Raw genomic sequence first — 21,617 nt, forward strand, 5'->3', positions numbered from 1 at the left:
TTTGCAACCTTCCAACCGACTTTCCCCTTGGGGCGCCCATGTCCGACGCTTACCGCGACTATGCCGATTTCGCCAAACTGAACCATGCAATGCGCGTGCCGCTCGCGGCCGAAATGCACTCGCGCCCCTTCCTCAAGCTGGAGGCGCCGGAAATCCTGACCCATTTCGCCCTGTACGCCCCGCGCGATGGCACGGCCAGCGCCAACCACCGCGCGACCCAGCATGCCATCCTGCAGGAGCTGTGCCAGCACTACGGGGTGGCCGTGCCGCACCCGCAGGCGCGCTACTTCTACCACGACTTCGGCCGCTTCCGCCTCAAGTGGGAATGCCACACCGAGTTCGCCACCTACACCTTCGTCGAACAGGGCCAGGGCCCGACGGACTGGCGCCACGCCTTCCGCAACCCGCCGCTGCGCCATGTGCCCCAGGAGTGGCTGGCCAGCCTGCACGGCAAGATCATCGTGGCCGCCCATGTGGTGCTCAGTAACAGCGAAGCGGCCCAGCCGGCCGACGTGACGGCCATGCGCGAACTGTTCCAGGGCAACCTGGTGGGCAGCAGCGTAGGCCACGGCGGCGAAATCTGGACCGACTTCCTGATCCAGCCGGACGGCTTCTCGCGCTTTGTCGTGCGCGACCTGGCGCTGCGCGAATCGCAGGCCGGGCGCCTGGTGGGGCGGCTGCTGGAAATCGAAACCTACCGCATGATGGCCCTGCTGGCCCTGCCCCAGGCCGAGGCCACCCAGCCGGCCCTGAACGCGGTGGAGAATGAACTGGCGGGCCTGACGGCCACCCTGGTGCAGAGCGACCACGACGTGTCGACCACGGCCGTGGCGCGCGACAGCAAGGAAGAACAGCAGCTGCTGCACCGCATTACCAGCCTGGCGGCGCGGGTGGAAGAACTGTCGGTCAACAACAGCTACCGCTTCGCCGCCGCGCAAGCCTATTTCAGCCTGGTGCAGGCCCGCATCCAGGAGCTGCGTGAAGTGCGCATCGAAGGCATGCCCACGCTGGAGGAATTCATGGGACGGCGGCTGGCGCCGGCCATGCACACCTGCACCTCGGTGGCGCGCCGCCAGGAAGCGCTGGCCACGCGTATCGCCCGCAGCAACGACCTGCTGCGCACCCGGGTCGGCATCGAACAGGAACGCCAGAACCGCAAGATCCTGCAGTCGCTCGACACCCGCTCGGCCCAGCAACTGCGCCTGCAGCAGGCGGTGGAAGGCTTGTCCGTGGTGGCCATCTCCTACTATTCGCTGGGACTGGTGGGCTACGCGGGCAAGGCGCTCAAGGCCGCCAACCTGCCCGTCAATCCGGACATGCTGACTGGCCTGATGGTGCCGCTGGTGATGGCCGGCGTCTGGCTGTTCCTGCGCAAGCTGCACAAGCAACTGCATACGGCGGGGCCGTCGCGCCACTGAGCGCCGTTCCAGTCCCCGGTGCCCGCCCCCGGTGCCGGGCCAGGGCGACAGGCCGCGGCAGCAGCCGGCGGTATCGGAACCGCCAGGCGGCGCCAGCCCCGCGCTAGCGCGGGCGCAGCGGCACGGCCATGCCATCCTTGATCTGGGTCAGGTAGACCCGGCTCCAGCCCTGGTGGTCTTGCGGGCTGAAGGCGACCGGGTTCTCGCCCAGCGTCATCTTCAACTGCTCGAGCGCCTTCAACAGGCGCTCCCGGGTCGGCTCGTTGCCGCAGCGGCGCAGCGCTTCGACCAGCAGTACGGCGTCCGCATAGCCTTCCAGCGAACCGTAGTTGCGGGCCGCAGGCAGCACGTCGGCCTGGTACTGGCGCACCAGCGGATCGCTCGCGTCGGCCGGCGACGGCATCACCTGGCTCAGCACCACGCCCTCGCCGTCCACCCCGGCATGCTTGATCAATTCGCTCGTACCGGTGAACGACACGGCCAGGAAATGCGACTTCAGGCCGGCCCACCTGGCGCGCCGCAGCAGCATGGCCAAGGGACGGTAGGTGCCGATGAAGATGACCGCGTCCGGCGGCTGGCGCAGCAGCGCGTCCAGGCCGGTGTTGATGTCGATCGTATTGCGCTGGAAGCGTACTTCCTGCGCCAGCTTCAGGTTGCGCTTTTGCAGCGCGCGCAGCACGCCGGCCTTGCCGGCCTCGCCGAATTCATCGTCCTGCAGGAACAGCGCGATGCGGTTGCCGCCATGTTCGGCCAGCGCATGGGCCACCAGCGCCTCGGCCTCGTCGTAATAGGACGCGCGCAGGTTGAACACCACCGGTTGCACGGGATGGCGCAGGAATTCCGCGCCCGAAAACGGGAACAGGTAAGGCACGCCGCGCTGCACGGCCAGCGGCACGGCGGCGGCCGACGTGGGCGTGCCCACATAGCCGAACAGGGCGAATACCTTGTGCAGGTCGAGCAAGGTGCGGGTGGCGGCCACGGTCTGCTGGGGATCGTAGCCGTCGTCCATGCTGACCAGGGTGATGCGCCGGCCATACACGCCGCCGGCCGCGTTGACCTTGTCCAGATAGGCATGGGCGCCGGCCCGCAGCTGCAAGCCCAGGCCCGCGGCCGGACCGCTGATGGCGTTGGCCATGCCGATCCGGATCACGCCCGCTTCCACGCCGTTGTCGGCACGGCAGGCAGCGCACGCGGCGACCAGCATCCATGCCACCACCAGCCGCCATCGTCCCATCGCTTGCCTCGCAAATCTCGTCGTATCCTCAGAGTATCCGCAAGGCAGTGGGGGTTGTCAAACGCCAAGTTTTCGCCAGGCAGTGGCCACGGGCGGGGCGCCATGGCCCGTTGCGTGGCCGAGACAGGCGGCGCAAGATTGTCCATGGCAGCGAGGCACTGAACCAATCGGCTTGCACTGCAACCCGCATCGAACCAGCAAGCCTTGACATACACTGGTATCGTTTTCGATTCCGACCCCATGGTCGTCCATCGTCAAGGAGATGCCATGTCCGAACTCAAAGTACAAAGCTTTACCGTATCGCTCGACGGCTACGGCGCCGGTCCGAACCAGAGTCTGCACCATCCCTTGGGGGAGCGCGGGGAGGAGCTGCACCAGTGGCTCGTGGGCACCCGCACTTTCCAGCGCATGATGGGGAACCAAGGCAAAGGAACGGACGGTCCGGACGAAACCTTTGCCGCCCGCGGCTTCGCCAACATAGGGGCCTGGATCCTGGGCCGCAATATGTTCGGCCCGGTCCGTGGCCCCTGGCCGGACGACAGCTGGCAAGGCTGGTGGGGAGAGGAACCGCCATACCACGTGCCCGTATTCGTGCTGACCCATCATCCCCGCGCGCCGCTGGCGATGAAAGGCGGCACGACCTTCTATTTTGTCACGGACGGCATCGCGTCCGCCTACGCGCAAGCGCAGCGGGCCGCCAACGGCAAGGATGTGCGCCTGGGCGGTGGCGTGGCGACGATACGCGAATACCTGCGGGCCGGCCTGGTCGACGAGATGCATCTGGCCTTCTCCCCTGTGCTGCTGGGGTCCGGCGAGTCATTGTTCGCGGGACTGGACCTGCCGGCGCTGGGATTCCGCTGCACCGAGCACGTGCCGACCGCATTGGCAACGCACGTCGTGTTGCGCAAGGACTGAGCCGTCCAGCGGGCGGCGCCCTGGTGCACGCCAGCCAGCACCGGCACGCGCTGCCGGCCGGACCTGTGCGGTCGGCCGGTCAATTCGGCGCGGCATCAGCGCCCCCGGCCCGCCGCGCTGATGGCCAACAGCCGCTGCACCAGGCAAAACACGAACAGCAAGGCGCCGATCACGATCCGGGTCCACCACGAGCTGAGGGTGCCGTCGAAGGCGATCAGGGTCTGGATTGTGCCCAGCACCAGCACGCCCGACAGCGCGCCCGCCACGTAGCCATAGCCGCCCGTCAGCAAGGCGCCGCCGATCACCACAGCCGCAATCGCATCGAGCTCCGTGCCCTGCGCATGCAGGCCGTAGCCGGACAACATGTAGAACGAGAACAGCACCCCGGCCAGCGCCGCGCAGCCGCCGCTGCAGGCGTAGATCAGCACCTTGGTGCGCGCCACGGGCAAACCCATCATCAGCGCCGACTGCTCGTTGCCCCCGATCGCATACACGGTGCGCCCGAACGGCGTAAAGTGGGCCAGGTAGATGGCCAGCGCCAGCACCACCATGGCCACCACCACACCCGGCGACACGAAGCCGCCGAGAAAACCAAGCTGGGTGCGTGACATCAGCACGAACAGCGGGTCCTCGATGGTGATCGAATTAATGCTGATCAGGTAGCACAGGCCGCGCGCCAGGAACATGCCGGCCAGCGTGACGATGAACGGCTGCAGCTTGAAGTAGTGGATCAGCGCGCCCATGGCAGCGCCGAAACACGCGCCCAGCGCCAGCACCAGCACGATCACCAGCAGCGGGGGCAGATGCCACTTGTGCAGCAGCGTGGCGGCCACCATGGTGCTCAGCGCCAGCACCGAGCCCACCGACAGGTCGATCCCGCCGGACAGGATCACGAAGGTCATGCCGACCGCGATCACCAGCAGGAAGGCGTTATCGATCAGCAGGTTCAGCATCACCTGCAGCGACAGCAGCCCCGGATAGGCCGCCCCGCCCGCGCCCAGCAGCACCAGCAACAGCAGCACCGTGACCAGGGAAGTGAAATAGGGCGAGGCCAGCAAGGCACGCCCCCGCAAAGGTAGGGACAGGGTCGTCATGATGCCGCTCCATCGGCGCGGCGCGGGAACCGCCGCCGCCACAGCTGTTTGAATTCAGGCGATTGCGACAGGCACACCAGGAACACCACCACCGACTTGAGCACCATGTTCACTTCCGGCGGCAGGCCCAGCGAGTAGATGGTGTAGGTCAGGGTCTGGATGATGAGGGCGCCGATCACGCCGCCCAGCAGGCTGAATTTGCCGCCGCCCAGCGAGGTGCCGCCCAGCGTGACGGCCAGGATGGCGTCCAGCTCGAGCAGCATGCCGGCGTTGTTGGCGTCCGCGCTCTTGATGTTGGAGCTGATCATCAGCCCGGCCAGGCCGGCGCAGGCGCTGCAGAACACGTAGACGAAGAAGATCAGCGTGGCCGTCCGCACCCCGGCCAGCCGCGCCGCCACCGGATTGATGCCGACCGCCTGGATGAACAGGCCCAGCGCCGTCTTGCGCATCAACAGGGCCGTGACGAGGAACACGGCCGCCACCAGGAACAGCGCGAACGGCAGGCCGAACAGGTAGCCGCTGCCGATGTAGAAGTACGGCTGGTAGTAGACGGTGACGATCTGCCCGTCCGTCAGCAGCTGGGCCAGGCCCCGCCCCGCCACCATCAGGATCAGCGTGGCCACGATGGGCTGCAGGCCCAGGCCGGCCACCAATACGCCGTTCCAGGCGCCGCACAGCAGGGCCGCGCCCATGGCGATGCACAGCGCCCAGGCCATGGGCATATTGCTCACGTAACTGGGCACGCCATGGTCCATCACCATGGTGCCGCCGATCAGCATGGCGGCCACCGTGCCGGAGATGGCCACCACGGCGCCGACGGAGATGTCGATGCCGCGCGTGGCGATCACCAGCGTCATGCCCAGCGCCGCCAGCATCAGCGGCGCGGCGCGGTTGACGATGTCGATCACGCTGCCATACAGGTGGCCGTCGCGTATCGTCAGCCGGAAGAAGTCCGGCACCAGCAGCAGGTCGAGCAACAGCAGCAGCGCCAGCGCGGCGGCGGGACGCAGCAGCGGATGGCTGGCCAACATGGCCAGCAGCGGTTGCAGCGCCGGGGCCGCAACGCGCTGGGCCGGGGACGGCCGCGGGCGCGCCTCGGCCACCGGAGGATTCAGGGTGTCATGCACAATGGTCTCCCGCCGCAATCACTTGCAGCACTGAGGTTTCGTCCAGCGCGCCGCGCTGGTATTCGCCGCACGCCTTGCGGTCGCGCATGACGACCATGCGGTCGCTGCAGCGCAATACTTCCGGCAGTTCGGAGGAAATGAACAGCACCGCCACGCCCTTGCGGCACAGCGCGGCCACGTAGTCCATGATTTCCTGCTTGGCGCGCACGTCGATGCCGCGGGTCGGTTCGTCCAGGATCAGCATCGCGGGCGCCGTGGCCAGCCAGCGCGCCAGCAGCACCTTTTGCTGGTTGCCGCCGGAGAGCATGCCGATCGGCGTGTCGATGCTGGCCGTCTTCACGCCCAGCGCCTGCACGTACTCTTCGGCCAGCGCCTGCTGGCGTTGCAGCGGAATGGCGCGCAGCAGCCCGCTGCGCGCCTGCAGCGCCAGGATGATGTTCTCGCGCACGCTGAGGTCGAGGATCGCGCCTTCATGCTTGCGGTCCTCCGAGCAGAAGCCCACGCCGGCCGCGATGGCGTCGCGCGGCGTATGGAAGCTGCACGCCTTGCCGTCGACGGCGATGGTGCCGCTGTCGGCCCGGTCGGCGCCGAACAGCAGGCGCGCCGCCTCGGTGCGGCCCGAGCCCAGCAGGCCGCACAGGCCCAGCAGCTCACCCCGGTGCAGCTCGATGTCGAGCGGCGCCAGCGCGCCCTTGCGGCCCAGTCCCTGCGCGCGCAGGAACGGCGTGCCGGTGGGCCTGGCCAGGCTGGCGCCTGGGGCGGCGCCATCAAAGGCGGCGGCATCGGCCGGCGCCCCTATCATCTTGTTCACCAGCGCCAGGCGCGACAGGTCGGCGCAGGCATACTCGCCTTCGCGCTCGCCGTTGCGCATGACGGTGATGCGGTCCGAGATGGCATAGGTCTGGTCCAGGAAGTGGGTGACGAACAGGATCGCCATGCCTTGCTCGCGCAGCCTGCGCAACACGCCGAACAGCAGGTCCACTTCACATTCGTCCAGGCTGGACGTGGGTTCGTCCAAAATCAGCACGCGCGCCGACACGCTGATGGCGCGCGAGATCGCCACCATCTGCTGGATCGCCAGCGGATAGCGGGCCAGCGGCGCCGTCACATCCACCTCGATCTGCAGCTGCTTGAGCAGCGCGGCGGCCTGCCGGCGCATGGTGCGCCAGTCCACCCCGCCCCACTTGCGCGGATAGCGGCCGATGAAGATGTTCTCGGCCACGGACAGGTTGGGACACAGGTTCACTTCCTGGTACACGGTGCTGATGCCCAGGTGCTGGGCGTCCAGCGTGGAGGCCGGACGTATCGGCTGCCCGTCCAGCAGGATCTCGCCCTGGTCGGGCGTATAGACCCCGGTCAGCACTTTGATCAGGGTCGATTTGCCGGCGCCGTTCTGCCCCATCAGCGTATGCACTTCGCCCGGATACAGGCGCAGCGCGACGTTGTTGAGGGCTTTGACGCCGGGGAAGGACTGGCAGATGCCGCGCAACTCCAGCACCGGCGCGCGGTCCGGCGCACCCGATGCGGCGCCGCCGGCGTATGCGGATAAGCTCATGATGGGACCTTCGAGGAGCGCGCGGCACGGACAGCCTGCTGGCCACCCGCCCGCGCGCAGGGGAAACGGAAGCGTCTCAGTACTTACGGTTCGGGAATTCCCGGGCCGCGATTTCAGCCGGGAACACGCCCTCTTGCGTGGTGATGCGTTTCGGCACCGGCTTGTGGGCCACCACGTCGGCCGCGATCTGCATCAGCTGTGGGCCCAGCAGCGGGCTGCATTCCACCGTGACGTTGAGCTTACCGGCGATCATCGCCTCGAACGCGCCCTTGACGCCGTCGATCGAGACGATGGTGATGTCCACGCCCGGCTTCAAACCTGCCTCCTCGATGGCCTGGATGGCGCCGATGGCCATGTCGTCGTTGTGCGCGTACAGCACGTTGATCTTCTTGCCCTCCGCCTTGAGGAACGCCTCCATCACTTCCTTGCCCTTGGCGCGCGTGAAATCGCCGGTCTGGGAGCGGATCACCTTGAGCTTGGGATTGGCGGCGATGACTTCCTCGAAACCCTTCTTGCGGTCGATGGCTGGCGCCGAACCGACCGTGCCTTGCAGTTCGACGATGTTGACGGTGCCGTCGGCCGAGGCGTTCTTGGTGTGCTCCAGCAGCCATTTGCCGGCGCGGCGGCCCTCTTCCACGAAGTCCGAACCGATGAAGGTGACGTACAGGCTGTCGTCCGTCACGCTGACGGCGCGGTCGGTCAGGATGACGGGGATCTTGGCGGCCTTGGCTTCGCGCAGTACCGTGTCCCAGCCCGACTCCACCACGGGCGAGAAGGCGATCACGTCGACCTTCTGCGCGATGAAGGAACGGATCGCCTTGACCTGGTTTTCCTGCTTCTGCTGGGCGTCGGCGAACTTGAGGGTCACGCCGGCCTTCTTGGCGGCGTCCTTGATGGAGACGGTATTGGCGGTGCGCCATTCGCTTTCCGCGCCCACTTGCGAAAAACCGATTACCAGCGGCTTGGCGGCCAGCGCGGCCAAGGGGGAAGCGGCGCAGGCGGTAAGGATGGCTGCGGCCAGGATGGATCTGCGATTAAATGTCATACATGTCTCCGTTAGTTTTTTTTGACCACTCTCGGCGGCGCGAACGGGATCGTCCGGCACGCCTCCCCCGGCCTGTATCGGCCGATGCTGTTCAGAGATGGTAGGAGAAAGGCAAATAACGGGCTAATGACATTTATTTCAAAATTGATATCGATTTCGGTATGACGGGGCGGACGTGGGCATCGCGGCGCGTATAATGCCCGCTTTGTTTTTTCAGCTGCCTGCCATGATCACCTCTGCCCTGCCGCCGGACACGCGGCCCGCCCTCGTCCTGCTCCACAGCTCCATGAGCTCCCGCGCCCAGTGGGCCGACCTGATCGCGCAGCAGGAAGCGCGCTTTCGCTGCATCGCCGTCGACCTGCTCGGCTACGGCAAGTCGCCGTTCCCGGCCGTGGACGGCCCCTACACGCTGGGCCACGAAGTAGACGCCATCAACGCCGCCATCGCCGCCCGCCTGGCGCCGGGCGAGCCGTTCCACCTGGTGGGCCACTCCTACGGCGGCGCCACGGCCCTGCGCCTGGCGCGCCAGATGCCGCGGCGGGTGCTGTCGCTGACCATGTTCGAGCCGGTCGCCTTCCACCTGCTGCCGCCGGCCGACCCGGCGCGGCGCGAGATCGAAGCCGTGGTGGCCGCCATTGCGCGCGCCGCCAGCCCGCATGACGCCACCCGCGTCTTCATCGATTACTGGAACCGGGAGGGCGTGTTCGATTCGCTGCCGGCGCCCCAGCAGCAGCGCTTCACGGCGCAGATCGCCAAGGTACGGCTGGACTTCGAGGCCCTGCTGGGCGAGCCGGCCACGCTGGCCGACCTGGGCGGCCTGGCCATGCCGGCGCTGGTCATGTCCGGCGCCGCCAGCCCATCATCGACGCGCCGCCTGGCCGCCGAACTGGCCGCCGCCCTGCCCAATGCTGCTGCGGCGCAGACCAAGGGCGGCCACATGGCGCCCATCACCCATGCGGCCATCGTCAACGAGATGATCGCCAACTTCCTGATCGGCGCCGAGGTAGTGGACGCCTGAGCGGGCCCAAGCCGGTCCGGCCGCCGCCATGTCCGGGAACACGGCGTCAGACCTTCAAAAATGGGGACGTACCCCTTTTTTCTTGAGAAGACCGCTAACTTAACGGCACTAGCGTCAGACCTGATGCCGGCTCAGAGATAGCCGCAACGCGCCAGCATGGCGCGCGCCTGCGGCCAGGCCGCCGCCAGCCGCGCGCCCAGCGTGCGCAGCGCGGCCGGCTGGAATCCGTACATGCCGGCCAGCGCCAGCAGGTCCTCGTCCGTCACATCCAAGCCAGGCGGCGCGTCATCCGCCTGCGCCGCGTCGCCGCCCTGCCGTCCAGACGCCCCTGCCGCGGCGCCAGCCGGCATTGCACGCGGCGCGCACGATGCGGCGCCGGGCCGCGTCGCAAACGACGTTGACCGCGCAGCGGCCCGGGGCAGCAATTCAAACGGCGCCTGCGCCAGCCACTGCGCCACCTCCGCCACCACGTCGGCCTGCCCGGCCGCCGCACGCCAGGCCCGCGCCAGCGGATCGAACACGGCCCAGCGCGCGCAGCGCAGGCCGGCCGCCGTCCGCAGTTCCGGCCCCAAGCCGCGCAGCAGCGGCGAGGCCGCCGGCGGCAGCGCACGGCCGGCCGCCAGGCTGTCGAGCACGTCCAACAGCAGGGCGCTGCCCACATAACGGGGACAGGCGGCGGGCAATGCGCGCGCCGCCCGCCTTGCCGCCTCGCCACGCCCGTCGAAGGCCAGCGTGCCGGCCAGCCCATACCAGGCCAGCAACGGCCGCACCACGGCCAGCAGCACGGCGCGCCGCGCCAGCACATCGCCCTCGATACGGTTGGCGATGGCGGGACTGAACTGCGCATACTCGTCATACACGGCGTCGATCAGGCGCGCCGCCAGCACCGAACGGGCCGCCACGCGCGCGCGCAGCTGGCGCAGGACATGCACCTCGTCCGACTGGGCCGAACCGGTGGCGGCCGATACGACAAAGCAGCCGTTGGTGGTACCCGCCGCGCAACCGCCCGCCGGCGGCCCGCTGTCGGCACCGCCGTCGCTGCCGCCGCAATCGCTGCCGTCGCCGCAGCCGCCTTCGTGGTCGTTCACGTTGCGCAGGCATTGGCCCAGCTGGGAGCGCATCACGTTCTCGTCGGCGATGACGGTCGATTCCACGTCGGGCAGGTGGTTCAGTTCCAGGAACACATGGCCCATCTCGTGGTACAGCAGCACGGGATTGGGCACGGTGATGTTGTCGCCGTTGTTGTTGCGCGCCACGATGCCCTTGCCGCAGCACTGGCTCACGTCGTACACGATGCGTATCACCAGGTGGCCGGGACTATGGTCAGTGTAGGCCTGGGCGTTGCCCGTGATATCGTTGCCCTTGTACGGATCGTTGCCGCCATTGAGCGCGGTGACGATGATGGGCACGCCGAAGTCCGTGTTGGCCAGCGCGCTCAGGCGCTCGGCGGTGGGCAGCTGGCCGCTCTGGTCGTCGTATGTCAGCTGCTTCATGGTGGCGTCGCCCACCACGTCGAGCAGGCCCACGCCGCCGTTCTGGCCCGACACCACGTCGAAATTGTTGAAGGCGGTCGATGTCTGGCCCGCCAGGTCGAGAAAGATGGTCATGCGCCGCCTCCCGCGGACGCGCGGCCGCACGCACGGCGGCCCGCGCTGCCTGCCTTGCTAGTTGACGCCGGGCGGATGGCTGCCGCCGATCTTGGGCAAGTCCGGCATCTTGGCCGGGTCCACCTTCGGGCAAGGCTGGTAGGTGCAGGCCGGCGGCGTTTGCGGCGGCGGGCAGCAGCGCTCGATCTCGGTCTGCAGCGCGGCCAGCCGTGCGCGTTCCAGCGCCGCCGCCGGCTGCTCGGCTTCCTCCATCGCGCGGATGACATCGAGGTCGTCGGCCATGCGCTTTTGCAGCTGCGTCTGCATGGTCAGCTGGGTCAGCATGGCGCAGGTGTTGCGCGAGATGTTCTCCAGCGTGCAGATGATGGTGTCGTTCTGCTGCGTCAGGTGGAACAGCAGCTTGACCGCCTCGATGTCGATCAGCGCGATCGTGGTCAGGCCGTTGACGGTGGCGTTGAAGCCGGACTTGACGTCGGCGTCGACCGTGTCGACGCTGCTCTTGACCTGGTTGGTGGCGTTGGTCTCGGCGATGCCGTCCGCGTGCAGCGTGGACAGGTTGGTGTTGACCGCCTGGAGTTGGTGGAATACGTCGTCGATCGATGCCATGATGCTTACTCCTTCGTTCCGGTGGGAGTGATGGTGGCCCGCGCAAGTTCTCCCTGCGTGCGCAGGCGCTGCAGGTGTTCCTCGGGCGTTGCGCCGGCCGGCTTGGCGAACGGCGCGTCCGCGAACTGGATGTGCAGGTCGACTTTCTCGATCCGCGTGATCGCTTCCTCCACGAACGCCAGACCCAGCCCCTTGGCCGGCACCCGGCGCCGTATCACCGCCGGCACGGCCAGCTCCAGCTTGGCCTGGCTGTGCGCCGGCACTTCCACCTGGCTGGGCGTCTGCGGATGGACGGAAATCATCTTGATGGTGTCGGGCAGCGGCGGCGTGCGCTCCGTCAGGTACAGCGTCAGCACGCCGCTGGCCGCGTCGTACTCGTAGGCGCGCCGGCTGGTCCACACGTGCAGCGGCGCGCCGCCGGGGTTGTCCACATCGACCAGCAGCCGGCGCGGCTCGCGGTCGCACGGCGCGGCCGCGGCCAGCGCCTCGGTCGTGCGGCGCTGCAGTTCGGCGCCCAGTATCTTCAACGGTTGGGAATTCATCGTGCACCTCGGGATCAGATAAAACCATGCTGCACCAGCGCGCCGGCCGCCTGCGGCCACGCCTGCGCCAGGCGCGCGCCCAGCACTTGCCGCGCCTCGGGGCGGAAATCGAACAGGCCGGCTAGCGCCGCCAGTTCACCGGGCAGCGCCGCCGGGGCGGGCGGCGCCAGCGTCTCGAGCGGCGCGTGCGCCAGCCACTGCGCCACTTCGCTACGGATGTCGCGCCGTCCGCCGGCCGCGCCCCAGGCCCGCGCCAGCGGATCGAGTATGGCCCAGCCGGCATGGGGCAGCGTGGCGGCCTTCCGCACGTCGTCGGCAAAGGAGCGCAGCAGGGGCGGCATCTTGTCCGGCAGCGGCTGGCCCGCGCGCAGGCCGGCCAGCACGCCGGCCACGGACGAACGGCCCAGATAGCGGGGACAAGCCCGTTCCAGTTCGCGCACGGCTTGCTCGGCGCCGTAACCGTCGCCGTCGAAGGCGAGGATGCCGGCCAGCGTGTACCAGGCCAGCAGCGGCCGCACGGCCACCAGCAGCACGGCCTGGCGCGCCAGCATGTCGCGCCCCAGGCGGCCCGCGATGGCGGGGCTGAACTGGTAATACTCGCCGTAGATACGCTCGATCAGCAAGGCGCCCAGCCGCGTGGTGCCGGCCACCAGCCCGCGCAGCGCCCGCAGCCGCTGCACTTCCTCCGACTCGGCCGAACCGGTGGTGGCCGAGACGATGAAGCAGCCGTCCGTCGTGCCGCCGCACGTGTCGCCCGCGCCGCAGCCGCCGCCATGGTTGTTCACGTCGCGCAGGCACAGCCCTTCCTGGCTGCGCAGCACATTCTCGTCCGTCTCGGCCGGAATCTCGTCGTTGGTCTGGGTGGTGCCGTTGGCGGCCCGCAGCGCATGCGACAGTTCGTGGTACAGGATCACGGGGCCGGGGAAGGTGATCTTCTTGCCGTTGATGTCGAACACGAAGAAGCCCGATCCCAGGCACTGGCTGGCATCGTACACGACGCGGATGATGGCGCTGCCGCTGCTGCTGTCGATATAGGTTTCGCCGGCCACCGTCTTGAGGTCGATGCCGGTGATGGGATCGGTGCCGTCGTTGAGCGCGCTGATCACGATGGGCACGCCGAAGTCCGTATTGACCAAGGTGTTGATGCGGTCCGCCGTGGCCGGCGCGCCGGCCGTTTCCACATACGTGACCTGGAACACGGTGCTGTCGTTGGGAACATTGATTTCCCCCAGGCCACTGTCGCTGCCCGTGGCCGTAAACAGATTGCCGAAGGCCACGTCGGACAGCCCGGTGGTATCGATAAAGACGGTCATGGCCAGTCCTCCCGCAACGTGAGCCGCCTGCCCCGGACGGGGCGCCGCCGCGGCCACCATGAAGACATGCTAGGCCGCTGGCGAGCCCGGCCTTTGATTTTCCTCAGCGTTCGGTCTGCCTGCGCCGGCACGTCGCAAGCCGCGATGATGGCGGCGCGCAGTACCATGCCCTCGCGGCCGGCACGCCCCGCGCCGGCTCGGCTCATGTCGCGTCATGTGGGTGGGGTATGATCCGGCCCCACGCCGATGCCGCTGTTGTAACGCGCCCACACTGCCCGCCAGTGCCCGCCCCGGCGTGGCTTGCGCGGCCATGCGGTTGGCCTCCCGCGAAATGCCGTGCGCGCCGGACACCTGGTGCATTCGTGATGAAATCAGCTCACTCGAACACAAACCAAAAAAACTGGAGACTGACATGATGAAATGGACTGTATTGCACGCGGCAAGCCGCGTGGCGCAATTGACGATCGCGGCGGCGGCCTGCCTGGCCGTGCCGCAGGCGCAGGCCGCCAACAACTATCCGGTGGTGATGGTGCATGGCTTCCTGGGCTTCGGCCCGGACGAATTGCAGGGCACCGGCTTCCTCTACTGGGGCGGCACCAACGACATCGCCGGCCACCTGCGCAGCGCCAGCCACCAGGTCTATGTGGCCGGCGTGGGACCGGTCAGTTCCAACTGGGACCGCGCCGTGGAGCTGTACTACCAGATCAAGGGCGGCTGCGCCGATTACGGCGCCAAACACACGGCCGCCTATGCCGCCTTCGGCGCCATCCAGGCCCCGGCCGGCAAATGCTGGGCCGCCGACCCGAACAACAATCCCAACCACTATCCGCTGGCCCTGTATCCGGCCTGGGATGCAAACCACCCCATCCACCTGGTCTCGCACAGCCAGGGCGGCCAGACCGTCCGCACCCTGATCCAGCTGATGGAAAACGGCTCACCCAACGGCAATGAGGGCAGCGGCGAACTGTACGCGGGCGGCAAGGTGGGCTGGGTCAAGAGCGCCACCACCATCTCCACGCCGCACAACGGCACCACGCTGCGCGACGTGATCGTGGACTACGTGCCCAAGGTGTCCGAACTGGCCGGCAAGATCGTCGAAGTGGCGGGACTGGGCGGCAGCACCAACCCCGTCTACAAGTTCCGCCTCGAGCAGTTCGGCCTGGCGCAGGAACCGAGCGAATCGCTGGGCGACTTCCTCGACCGCACCAAAGGCGCCCCCTTCTGGCAGCTGGCCAACCATGACGCGGCCCAATGGGACCTGGGTCCGGACGGCGCGCGTGAACTCAATGCCTGGGTGAAGACCTCGCCCAACGTCTACTACTACTCGATCGGCAGCGACGCCACGGAACAGGGCAGCTGGTGCTGCAACGGCACCGACCGCATCATCGCGCCGTTCCAGAGCAGCAGCTACCAGTACGCGCGCGACGACATGATCTTCTTCCTCAAGAACACGGCCGGCGAATGGGTCGTGCCCTCCATCCTGCAGCGTGGCATGGGCTCCTACACCCAGTCCGATGCCAGCCGCGTGCTGATCGACAGCAGCTGGTTCCCCAACGACGGCGTGGTCAACACTGTCAGCATGAAGGCGCCGGCCGGCCAGCCCGTACGCAACTACAACGGCAGCTCGGTACGCGGCAGCTGGAACTACCTGGGCTACTACGGCGCCTATGACCACTTCGACGTGATCGGCTGGCTGCAGCCCACCTACGGCGTCTATCCGATCTACGACAACATCGCCGGCATCATCTTCGGCCTGTAGTCATGACGATACGGACAGGCTGGTCCTGCGCCTGGCTGGCGGCGCTGGCCGCGGTGCTGGTGTATGGCGCGTGGCCGGCGCCGCAACCGGTCGCGCATGCGGCCGCTTCCGGCAGCGAAGACTACTTCGCGTTCGTGAAGCCCACCGCGTTCGCGCCCCCTGCCGCCGGCACGGCCGCTGGCGCCGCTACGACGACGGCGGCGGCAACGGGCGGTACGGAAACGGCAGTTGGCGGCACGGCGGCGGCGCCCGCCGGCAGCGCTCCGGCGCCGGGCGTCATGCCGGCCCGGCTGGCGGCCATCGAATCGGCCGTACAGGAATTGCGCCGCCAGGGCGCCGATGAGCAGGCCGTGTACCGCCTGCGCACCACCGCCCTGCCCGCCGCCACGGCGGCGCAACTGGCCGAGCGCGAGCAGGCGGAAACGGCATGGCAGCGCCGCGTGCAAGCCTACCGTGCCGAGCGCGACCGCCTGGCCGCGTCCGGCAACCCGGCGGCCGATGGCGACGGGGGCGCGCTGGCGCAGCTGCGCGCCCAGCGTTTCGCGCCGGACGAGCAGGCGCGGCTCGACGCCAGCCTGCCGCCGTCCCAGCCGCTGCTGCGCCAGGATTGAGCGGCGCCGGCGCAGCCGTCACGCGCCGGCCTCAATGGTCCACCTCATCCTCTTCGGCGCGCTCATAGCGCAGCCACCACGGCAGGTGCCGCTTGCGCCGCCTGACCGTCGCGGACTGCTCCTGCCCCGCCTTGAGCGCCGGCGGCGGTGCCAGCGGCAAGGGAAACCCCACAAATACCATCACCAGGAAAACGGGCAGCAGCAGATAGAACAGCGGCCGTTTCCAGTTCAGCTTATGCATGGCCATGTCCGGCGGCTACAGCAATGGATGGTGCGGCAACGCAGCCAGATCGGCCGCGCTGGCCTCGCCCCGCAGCAGGCGCAGCAGACAAAGGCGGGCCTCCTCCGGGCTCATGCCGCGCCCCGTCAGATAGCTGCGGGTTGTATTGAACAGCTCGCGCCGCTGGTGGCCCTGTTCCGAACTGTCGCGCCGGTCCGTAAAGATGTCCATCAGGGTCGAGCCGCACAGGCAGTTGCGGTACACCTCGACGATCGTCATGTCGTTGTCGTCAAAGCTTTGCTTGAGACCGGTAACGCCGGCCCGCAATGCGCGGCTCTCGGAGATGAACTGGTCGGCCGTGTGGTAGATGCGGCCGCAGTTGCGGCAATGCTTGGGGAAGGCCGATGCGGCCAGGGCTTTGAGTCCGACGTAAAACATCCGCTCTTGGTCCACCTCAGCCATCGCCGCTCCCGATCGTCATGTCGCAGGACTTGAAGAGCTCAGTGTAGGACATTATGGCGCGCGCCGGCAGAAAATTATTGTTTCGACAGCACAGCAGAGTCGCCGCCGGCAAGCGCTTGTAGATGGGCTGGAAATGGGCCCGGCCGGCAAATCCTGTTTCCAGCGCCACATCGGCAATCGCCGCCCCAAAAATATCGCATGCGATGTGATCGCAACCGCTTGACATTCATTTCGAAGCCGCTATACTGGCCACATCGCATCAGATTCCATCGAGTGCGATTTAACCAACACTACCCTATTAGGAGTTCACCATGAGCAAAATTCAAAAAGTCCTGTTGACCGGCAAAACCCGCACCACTTCCTCCGACGGCCGTGTCATTGCCGGCGACCATGAAGGCAAGCTGCACATCAACCTGTCCGTTCCCGGCAACAGCGCCGCGCCCGCCTACGCGTTCGACGCCGTCGCACCGCACCCGACCGCCGAGCAACTGTTCGCCGGCGCCTGGTCCGCCTGCTACATCGCCGCAGTGGGCATCGTGGCCAAGGAAAAGCACGTCACGCTGCCGGTCGATACCGCCGTGGAAATCGAAGTCGATCTCGGCCTGGGCGGCGCCGCCTACTTCCTGCAAGCCCGTCTCAGCCTGATCGTCCCTGGCCTCGACCACGCACTGGCCACCGAAATCGCGCACGCGGCCGATGCCATCTGCCCGTACTCCAAAGCGACGCGCGGCAACATCGACGTGGCCCTGAATGTCGTCACCGCATAAGCCATCTGCATTTCCATATATATCGCATGCGATGAAATCATATACGCCATAAATCTCGCACTAACCTCACAACCGTGTAATGTACGGCAATCCGGTGCGCGTACGCGCGCACCATCCACCTCTGCAAACATCGAAGGATGCAATATGAGCAAGAAAACTGAAACCGCCATCCTGGCCGGCGGCTGCTTCTGGGGCATGCAGGCGCTGCTGCGCCGCCAGCCCGGCGTGCTGTCCACCCGCGTCGGCTACACGGGCGGCGACGTGCCCAACGCGACTTATCGCAACCATGGCACGCACGCGGAAGGTATCGAAGTCGTGTTCGATCCAAGCCAGATCAGCTTCCGCCGGATCCTGGAATTCTTCTTCCAGATCCACGACCCGAGCACGCCCAATCGCCAGGGCAATGACCTCGGCGCCAGCTACCGTTCTGCCATCTTCTATCTGGACCAGACGCAAAAGCAGGTGGCCGAACACACCGTGGCGGACGTGGACGCTTCCGGCCTGTGGCCTGGCAAGGTCATGACCGAGATCGCCCCGGCCGGCCCGTTCTGGCAAGCCGAGCCGGAACACCAGGATTACCTGGAGCGCATACCCGATGGCTATACCTGCCACTTCGTGCGTCCGGACTGGAAGCTGCCACAGCGCGACTGATACGATTGAATCGCATCCGCGTGGTAAAGTAGCGGTGCGCAACCACACGGACAGCAAACTCATCATGACCAAAACGAACAAGGCGGGCAAGGCGGCTCAGCCGGACGCCCTGAAACTCACGGACTTCCTGTGCTTCGCCGTCTACTCGGCCAATCTCACTTTCGGCAAGGCATACAAGCCCCTCCTCGATGCCTTGGGACTGACCTATACCCAGTACATCACCGTGGTGGCGCTGTATGAGGACAGCAACCAGACCGTGAGCGAGTTGGGCGAGAAACTGTTCCTGGAGTCGAACACGCTCACGCCCATTTTGAAAAAGCTCGAGAGCGCCGGCTATGTGAGCCGGGAGCGCGACAGTGCGGACGAGCGCCGGGTGATCGTCAACCTCACCAAACAGGGCCGCGCCCTGCGCGAACGGGCCTACAGCGCGGACCTGTCCGAAGCCTGCGGCCTGAGCACGGCCGAGTTCGTGGAAACGCGCGACGCCGTACGCAAGCTGCGTAACAACCTGGCCAAGGCGCTGCACAAATAACGAGACGCTGGCGCATGCCGATCTGCCCGGCGCGCCAGTGACAGGGGCTGGCCCCGCCGCACCGGGCCGTTCACCGGATCCTGTCCGCATCTGGCATCACTGCAGCTTCAGCCGGCGCCATGCCAAACGCCCCCGCCGTTCCAGCCTGGCCGCATACGTCCGAACTTGCCGCCAGGGTCATTTTCTTCAATACAGCACCTGCCACCGCCACGTATCGTGCGCTTCGATATCGCTAACTTTATCGGAGACACGCATCCATGAGCATCCTGATTTCCATGGCGGCCTTCGCCCTGGCGTCGTCCATTTCACCGGGGCCGGTCAACATCGTCGCCCTCAGCAGCGGCGCGCGGCACGGCTTTCGGGCCAGCATGCGCCATGTCACCGGCGCCACGGTCGGATTTACGCTGCTGTTGCTGCTGACGGGCGTTGGCCTGAACGCCTTGCTGGCGGGGGCGCCAGTCCTGGCCAAGGCCACGCAACTGGGCGGGGCGGCCTTCCTGCTGTTCATGGCGTGGAAGCTGGCCCGCGATGACGGCGCGCTCGATCTCGCGGGCAACGGCAAGGCGCCGTCGCTGATGACGGGCGCGGCCATGCAGTGGCTCAATCCGAAAGCCTGGGTCGCGGCCGTGGCCGGCATCAGCGCGTTTGCCGCGAACGGCGACGCGCTGCTGGTGTGGCGCTTCGCCGCGCTGTATTTCGCGATCTGCTATGCCTCGCTCGCTTGCTGGGCCTATGCGGGCACCTTCCTGCACCGCCATTTGCACGATCGGGCGGGACTGCGGCTGTTCAACCGCGCGATGGCACTGCTGCTGGCGGCCAGCGCCATCTACCTCTTGCTCAACGGCGATATTGGCCCGGTGTCGCCGCCAGGAAGCGCTTGAAGATGCGCTGGAAGTGGGCCTGGTCGGCAAACCCCGTTTCCAGCGCCACATCGGCAATCGCCCCGCCGCCTTTGAGCATGCCGCGCGCCAGCTGGATGCGGCGGTTCAACAGGTAGGTGTGCGGCGTCATGCCGTAGCACTTCCTGAAGGCACGGATCAAATAGGACGGCGACAGGCCGGACGCAGCGCACACGTCGTCCAGCTTCAACGCAGCGGCGTAATTGTCGCTGATGTATTCGGCGGCGCGCTCGAGCTTGCGGTTCGCTTCGCGCTCAATGACGGTCGCGGGGCCAAAACTGGACTGGAGCTGCTCGAAGAACGTCACCGCCGCACACTGCCGCAGCAACGGATCGGCCGCATCGTCGGTCAACACTTCGTAAAAACGGTTGAATCGCGCGTACAGCATGGGCGCGGTACTGGCGGTCGCCGCGTAGGGATGGAAGTCGTGGTTGGCGCTGAAGCCCCACTCATGCTGCAGCGCGCCCAGCCATGCACGGTCGACATACAGCATGCGGTAGGACCACGGCTCATCGGCGAGCGGATTGCAGCCATGCACGTCGCCCGGATTCATCATGACCACGGCGCCAGGGCCGACCTGCTGCCGCGCAGCTTCGTTGACGTAGTCGGTACGCCCGCGGCTGATTCCGCCGATGGAAAAAGTCTCGTGCGAGTGCAGCGCGTAGCTGACCTTGCGCCCGTCATCGATGGCCCGCGCTTCGATGAAGGGCAAGCTGGCGTCGCGCCAGAAACGGGGACCGGTGGGTGGGTTGGGAAGCGGCATGGTCGTAGGATATTACCAGCATGGGAAAGCTTGTGGGTCGTATGCCCGACCAGTTCGCAAGACTACCGCCAGCCGATCCTGTATTGCGAGAATAAACAGCCGATAACAACACGCGCCGGCGATGTCCCTTGACCCGCTGCACCGGACCGCTCAAACTGGATTTCGTCCGAATTAGTATCACAGCAGATCCAGGAGGCGCCATGGATGTCAGTAAGCGATACCGCCCAATTTCCTACCTTAAAAGGAATGCCACCGACGTTGCCCGCCAACTGTCCGAGGAAACCGATAGTCTGATCATTACGCGGAACGGCGTGCCAGCGTTTGTCTGCATTAACTTGGACGAATACCACCAGACCAGGGAGAGCAACGCCCTGCTCCGCTTGCTGGCATTGGGAGAGCGGGAGGCGAAACGCGGCCACAGCATGCCGCTAGACGCAGCGCGCGCAGTGCTGGAACATGCCCTGTTCGGTGACGAACGCTAAACCGTCGTTATCCACATGGTGTTCGGCAGCCGCCAGAGCTTCCAGGACTTGCTGTACAGACGTGTCATACGGTACTTATAGCAAAGACCGCATTTGGCTGGCCAGCCCCATCCAGATACCTGATAGTTAAGCCAATATGGCGCTCCGCCGCATACAATGGCTCAGCCTGTCCCTGTCAGTCCGGTCGCGGTTCCGGTATCATTTGGCATGAACAAGATTCCTTTCCAACCATTTATCATTGGTGTCGCCGGCGGCAGCGGCAGTGGCAAATCCACCGTGTCCCAGCAAGTGCTGGCTTCGTTTGGCGCTGAGATGGTCTCGGTCGTGATGCAGGACGATTACTACTGCGACCAAACCCATCTCACTTCTGAAGTCCGCCGCCAGCAGAATTACGACCATCCGCAGGCCTTCGACTGGCCGTTGCTGGTGCAGCACGTTCAAGCCTTGCGCAACGGCGAAGCGATCGAGATGCCCGAGTACGACTTCACGATCGATAACCGCTCCAGCAGGACCATTCCCGTCAAGCCAGCCCCGGTCATCGTCATCGAAGGCCTGTTTGCCTTGTATGACGCGGACTTGCGCGACATGATGTCGCTGAAGATCTTTGTCGACACGGCCTCCGACATCCGCTTCATCCGCCGTATGCAAAGGGATATTACCGAACGCGGCCGCTCGGTGGAAAGTGTCGTCGGCCAGTATCTGGAAACCGTGCGCCCGATGCACAAGCAATTCATCGAGCCGACCAAGCGCTACGCCGATGTCATTATTCCGCACGGCGCAAATGGCCCGGCAGTCGATATGATTACCACCAAGGTGGCGAGCGTGATCGGCCAGTTGAAGCGGTCCTGACTTTATCGACGCAAGTCCTGCATGGCGACATCGCAGGCTTGGCAGATATGATGTTCTGTTATCTGGTCCGCGCCGTCACAAAAATTTCGCAGTCATCCGCCCGACCGAATCCGAGTGTGGTTTCAGGTCCGGCAATCGGCCAATATAG

The 21,617-nt window shown here is 66.5% G+C and carries 24 protein-coding genes; 11 read left to right on the plus strand and 13 right to left on the minus strand.

What is annotated here, in order from left to right; genetic code table 11:
* Window positions 1–38: 38 nt before the first annotated feature.
* Window positions 39–1,418 carry a DUF3422 family protein gene (locus tag AC3WOS_RS04725; protein ID WP_492714689.1) on the plus strand — a complete coding sequence of 460 codons (1,380 nt, stop codon included), beginning with the start codon at window positions 39–41 and terminating at the stop codon, window positions 1,416–1,418.
* A gap of 103 nt (window positions 1,419–1,521) precedes the next feature.
* On the opposite strand, the gene AC3WOS_RS04730 is transcribed toward AC3WOS_RS04725, so the two are convergent.
* Window positions 1,522–2,652 carry an ABC transporter substrate-binding protein gene (locus AC3WOS_RS04730; RefSeq protein WP_492714690.1) on the minus strand — a complete coding sequence of 377 codons (1,131 nt, stop codon included), beginning with the start codon at window positions 2,650–2,652 and terminating at the stop codon, window positions 1,522–1,524.
* Window positions 2,653–2,919: 267 nt separating this feature from the next.
* On the opposite strand from AC3WOS_RS04730, the gene AC3WOS_RS04735 reads away from it, so the two are divergent.
* Window positions 2,920–3,567, plus strand: a complete 648-nt coding sequence (locus AC3WOS_RS04735; RefSeq protein WP_492714691.1) for a dihydrofolate reductase family protein — start codon at window positions 2,920–2,922, stop codon at window positions 3,565–3,567.
* Window positions 3,568–3,662: 95 nt separating this feature from the next.
* Here the strand turns inward: AC3WOS_RS04735 and yjfF are convergent, their stop codons facing one another.
* The 4 genes from yjfF to AC3WOS_RS04755 all read right to left on the minus strand — a co-directional run bounded on the left by yjfF (window position 3,663) and on the right by AC3WOS_RS04755 (window position 8,388).
* Entirely contained in the window at window positions 3,663–4,661 is a 999-nt protein-coding gene (gene yjfF / locus AC3WOS_RS04740) for a galactofuranose ABC transporter, permease protein YjfF (RefSeq protein WP_492714692.1), read from the minus strand.
* On the minus strand, window positions 4,658–5,692 hold the full coding sequence (locus AC3WOS_RS04745; protein WP_492714755.1) for an ABC transporter permease: 1,035 nt from the start codon (window positions 5,690–5,692) through the stop codon (window positions 4,658–4,660). Before AC3WOS_RS04745 ends, yjfF begins: the two co-directional genes overlap by 4 nt.
* 88 nt (window positions 5,693–5,780) lie before the next feature.
* Entirely contained in the window at window positions 5,781–7,343 is a 1,563-nt protein-coding gene (locus tag AC3WOS_RS04750) for a sugar ABC transporter ATP-binding protein (protein WP_492714693.1), read from the minus strand.
* Window positions 7,344–7,419: 76 nt separating this feature from the next.
* Entirely contained in the window at window positions 7,420–8,388 is a 969-nt protein-coding gene (locus AC3WOS_RS04755; protein WP_492714694.1) for an ABC transporter substrate-binding protein, read from the minus strand.
* 226 nt (window positions 8,389–8,614) lie between these two features.
* On the opposite strand from AC3WOS_RS04755, the gene AC3WOS_RS04760 reads away from it, so the two are divergent.
* On the plus strand, window positions 8,615–9,406 hold the full coding sequence (locus AC3WOS_RS04760) for an alpha/beta fold hydrolase (RefSeq protein WP_492714695.1): 792 nt from the start codon (window positions 8,615–8,617) through the stop codon (window positions 9,404–9,406).
* 131 nt (window positions 9,407–9,537) lie between these two features.
* Here the strand turns inward: AC3WOS_RS04760 and AC3WOS_RS04765 are convergent, their stop codons facing one another.
* Genes AC3WOS_RS04765 through AC3WOS_RS04780 form a run of 4 tightly spaced genes read right to left on the minus strand, consistent with a single transcriptional unit; the run spans window position 9,538 to window position 13,474 of the window.
* Window positions 9,538–11,013, minus strand: coding sequence for a hypothetical protein (locus tag AC3WOS_RS04765; RefSeq protein ID WP_492714696.1), 1,476 nt, complete (start codon window positions 11,011–11,013; stop codon window positions 9,538–9,540).
* Between the two features lie 57 nt (window positions 11,014–11,070).
* Window positions 11,071–11,619: a hypothetical protein gene (locus AC3WOS_RS04770; RefSeq protein ID WP_492714697.1), complete on the minus strand. Its 549-nt coding sequence runs from the start codon at window positions 11,617–11,619 to the stop codon at window positions 11,071–11,073.
* A 5-nt stretch (window positions 11,620–11,624) separates the two neighbouring features.
* On the minus strand, window positions 11,625–12,161 hold the full coding sequence (locus tag AC3WOS_RS04775; protein ID WP_492714698.1) for a hypothetical protein: 537 nt from the start codon (window positions 12,159–12,161) through the stop codon (window positions 11,625–11,627).
* A 14-nt stretch (window positions 12,162–12,175) separates the two neighbouring features.
* The gene (locus tag AC3WOS_RS04780) at window positions 12,176–13,474 is read right to left on the minus strand and encodes a hypothetical protein (protein WP_492714699.1); all 1,299 of its coding nucleotides are present in this window, start codon (window positions 13,472–13,474) and stop codon (window positions 12,176–12,178) included.
* A gap of 412 nt (window positions 13,475–13,886) precedes the next feature.
* Here AC3WOS_RS04780 and AC3WOS_RS04785 point away from each other — a divergent pair, with 412 nt between their 5' ends.
* Together AC3WOS_RS04785 and AC3WOS_RS04790 are read left to right on the plus strand one after the other, a co-directional pair.
* A complete protein-coding gene (locus AC3WOS_RS04785) occupies window positions 13,887–15,233 on the plus strand; it encodes an esterase/lipase family protein (RefSeq protein WP_492714700.1) in 1,347 nt (448 codons plus the stop codon).
* Between the two features lie 2 nt (window positions 15,234–15,235).
* Entirely contained in the window at window positions 15,236–15,844 is a 609-nt protein-coding gene (locus tag AC3WOS_RS04790) for a lipase secretion chaperone (RefSeq protein ID WP_492714701.1), read from the plus strand.
* A gap of 31 nt (window positions 15,845–15,875) precedes the next feature.
* Here the strand turns inward: AC3WOS_RS04790 and AC3WOS_RS04795 are convergent, their stop codons facing one another.
* Genes AC3WOS_RS04795 through AC3WOS_RS04805 form a run of 3 tightly spaced genes read right to left on the minus strand, consistent with a single transcriptional unit; the run spans window position 15,876 to window position 16,752 of the window.
* Entirely contained in the window at window positions 15,876–16,085 is a 210-nt protein-coding gene (locus AC3WOS_RS04795; protein WP_492714702.1) for a hypothetical protein, read from the minus strand.
* Window positions 16,086–16,100: 15 nt separating this feature from the next.
* Window positions 16,101–16,502, minus strand: a complete 402-nt coding sequence (locus tag AC3WOS_RS04800; protein ID WP_492714703.1) for a hypothetical protein — start codon at window positions 16,500–16,502, stop codon at window positions 16,101–16,103.
* A 16-nt stretch (window positions 16,503–16,518) separates the two neighbouring features.
* The gene (locus AC3WOS_RS04805; protein ID WP_492714704.1) at window positions 16,519–16,752 is read right to left on the minus strand and encodes a hypothetical protein; all 234 of its coding nucleotides are present in this window, start codon (window positions 16,750–16,752) and stop codon (window positions 16,519–16,521) included.
* Window positions 16,753–16,837: 85 nt separating this feature from the next.
* Here AC3WOS_RS04805 and AC3WOS_RS04810 point away from each other — a divergent pair, with 85 nt between their 5' ends.
* The 4 genes from AC3WOS_RS04810 (at window position 16,838) to AC3WOS_RS04825 (ending at window position 19,357) form a co-directional block, all read left to right on the plus strand.
* Window positions 16,838–17,293, plus strand: coding sequence for an Ohr family peroxiredoxin (locus tag AC3WOS_RS04810; RefSeq protein ID WP_492714705.1), 456 nt, complete (start codon window positions 16,838–16,840; stop codon window positions 17,291–17,293).
* 144 nt (window positions 17,294–17,437) lie between these two features.
* Window positions 17,438–17,944, plus strand: a complete 507-nt coding sequence (gene msrA, locus AC3WOS_RS04815) for a peptide-methionine (S)-S-oxide reductase MsrA (protein ID WP_492714706.1) — start codon at window positions 17,438–17,440, stop codon at window positions 17,942–17,944.
* Between the two features lie 64 nt (window positions 17,945–18,008).
* Window positions 18,009–18,476, plus strand: a complete 468-nt coding sequence (locus AC3WOS_RS04820; protein ID WP_492714707.1) for a MarR family winged helix-turn-helix transcriptional regulator — start codon at window positions 18,009–18,011, stop codon at window positions 18,474–18,476.
* A gap of 257 nt (window positions 18,477–18,733) precedes the next feature.
* Window positions 18,734–19,357: a LysE family translocator gene (locus AC3WOS_RS04825; RefSeq protein WP_492714708.1), complete on the plus strand. Its 624-nt coding sequence runs from the start codon at window positions 18,734–18,736 to the stop codon at window positions 19,355–19,357.
* Here AC3WOS_RS04825 and AC3WOS_RS04830 read toward each other — a convergent pair.
* The gene (locus AC3WOS_RS04830; protein WP_492714709.1) at window positions 19,314–20,138 is read right to left on the minus strand and encodes an AraC family transcriptional regulator; all 825 of its coding nucleotides are present in this window, start codon (window positions 20,136–20,138) and stop codon (window positions 19,314–19,316) included. The genes AC3WOS_RS04825 and AC3WOS_RS04830 overlap by 44 nt on opposite strands.
* Window positions 20,139–20,338: 200 nt before the next feature.
* Between AC3WOS_RS04830 and AC3WOS_RS04835 the strand changes: the two genes are divergently transcribed.
* Complete coding sequence (locus AC3WOS_RS04835) at window positions 20,339–20,620, plus strand: type II toxin-antitoxin system Phd/YefM family antitoxin (protein ID WP_492714710.1); 282 nt, start codon at window positions 20,339–20,341, stop codon at window positions 20,618–20,620.
* 207 nt (window positions 20,621–20,827) lie between these two features.
* Window positions 20,828–21,469 carry a uridine kinase gene (gene udk / locus AC3WOS_RS04840; protein WP_492714711.1) on the plus strand — a complete coding sequence of 214 codons (642 nt, stop codon included), beginning with the start codon at window positions 20,828–20,830 and terminating at the stop codon, window positions 21,467–21,469.
* The last annotated feature ends 148 nt before the right edge of the window (window positions 21,470–21,617 follow it).

The organism is Rugamonas sp. FW305-51, assembly GCF_058786935.1.

Excerpts from the sequence above, each read along its gene's own strand:
- AC3WOS_RS04750 (WP_492714693.1), bottom strand. The coding sequence starts at position 7,343 with ATGAGCTTATCCGCATACGCCGGCGGCGCCGCATCGGGTGCGCCGGAC.
- AC3WOS_RS04795 (WP_492714702.1), bottom strand. The coding sequence starts at position 16,085 with ATGCATAAGCTGAACTGGAAACGGCCGCTGTTCTATCTGCTGCTGCCC.
- AC3WOS_RS04825 (WP_492714708.1), top strand. The coding sequence starts at position 18,734 with ATGAGCATCCTGATTTCCATGGCGGCCTTCGCCCTGGCGTCGTCCATT.
- AC3WOS_RS04835 (WP_492714710.1), top strand. The coding sequence starts at position 20,339 with ATGGATGTCAGTAAGCGATACCGCCCAATTTCCTACCTTAAAAGGAAT.
- AC3WOS_RS04760 (WP_492714695.1), top strand. The coding sequence starts at position 8,615 with ATGATCACCTCTGCCCTGCCGCCGGACACGCGGCCCGCCCTCGTCCTG.
- udk (WP_492714711.1), top strand. The coding sequence starts at position 20,828 with ATGAACAAGATTCCTTTCCAACCATTTATCATTGGTGTCGCCGGCGGC.
- AC3WOS_RS04805 (WP_492714704.1), bottom strand. The coding sequence starts at position 16,752 with ATGTCAAGCGGTTGCGATCACATCGCATGCGATATTTTTGGGGCGGCG.
- AC3WOS_RS04785 (WP_492714700.1), top strand. The coding sequence starts at position 13,887 with ATGATGAAATGGACTGTATTGCACGCGGCAAGCCGCGTGGCGCAATTG.
- AC3WOS_RS04725 (WP_492714689.1), top strand. The coding sequence starts at position 39 with ATGTCCGACGCTTACCGCGACTATGCCGATTTCGCCAAACTGAACCAT.
- AC3WOS_RS04820 (WP_492714707.1), top strand. The coding sequence starts at position 18,009 with ATGACCAAAACGAACAAGGCGGGCAAGGCGGCTCAGCCGGACGCCCTG.
- AC3WOS_RS04770 (WP_492714697.1), bottom strand. The coding sequence starts at position 11,619 with ATGGCATCGATCGACGACGTATTCCACCAACTCCAGGCGGTCAACACC.
- AC3WOS_RS04735 (WP_492714691.1), top strand. The coding sequence starts at position 2,920 with ATGTCCGAACTCAAAGTACAAAGCTTTACCGTATCGCTCGACGGCTAC.
- AC3WOS_RS04775 (WP_492714698.1), bottom strand. The coding sequence starts at position 12,161 with ATGAATTCCCAACCGTTGAAGATACTGGGCGCCGAACTGCAGCGCCGC.
- AC3WOS_RS04800 (WP_492714703.1), bottom strand. The coding sequence starts at position 16,502 with ATGTTTTACGTCGGACTCAAAGCCCTGGCCGCATCGGCCTTCCCCAAG.
- msrA (WP_492714706.1), top strand. The coding sequence starts at position 17,438 with ATGAGCAAGAAAACTGAAACCGCCATCCTGGCCGGCGGCTGCTTCTGG.
- AC3WOS_RS04810 (WP_492714705.1), top strand. The coding sequence starts at position 16,838 with ATGAGCAAAATTCAAAAAGTCCTGTTGACCGGCAAAACCCGCACCACT.
- yjfF (WP_492714692.1), bottom strand. The coding sequence starts at position 4,661 with ATGACGACCCTGTCCCTACCTTTGCGGGGGCGTGCCTTGCTGGCCTCG.
- AC3WOS_RS04780 (WP_492714699.1), bottom strand. The coding sequence starts at position 13,474 with ATGACCGTCTTTATCGATACCACCGGGCTGTCCGACGTGGCCTTCGGC.
- AC3WOS_RS04745 (WP_492714755.1), bottom strand. The coding sequence starts at position 5,692 with ATGTTGGCCAGCCATCCGCTGCTGCGTCCCGCCGCCGCGCTGGCGCTG.
- AC3WOS_RS04730 (WP_492714690.1), bottom strand. The coding sequence starts at position 2,652 with ATGGGACGATGGCGGCTGGTGGTGGCATGGATGCTGGTCGCCGCGTGC.
- AC3WOS_RS04830 (WP_492714709.1), bottom strand. The coding sequence starts at position 20,138 with ATGCCGCTTCCCAACCCACCCACCGGTCCCCGTTTCTGGCGCGACGCC.
- AC3WOS_RS04790 (WP_492714701.1), top strand. The coding sequence starts at position 15,236 with ATGACGATACGGACAGGCTGGTCCTGCGCCTGGCTGGCGGCGCTGGCC.
- AC3WOS_RS04765 (WP_492714696.1), bottom strand. The coding sequence starts at position 11,013 with ATGACCATCTTTCTCGACCTGGCGGGCCAGACATCGACCGCCTTCAAC.
- AC3WOS_RS04755 (WP_492714694.1), bottom strand. The coding sequence starts at position 8,388 with ATGACATTTAATCGCAGATCCATCCTGGCCGCAGCCATCCTTACCGCC.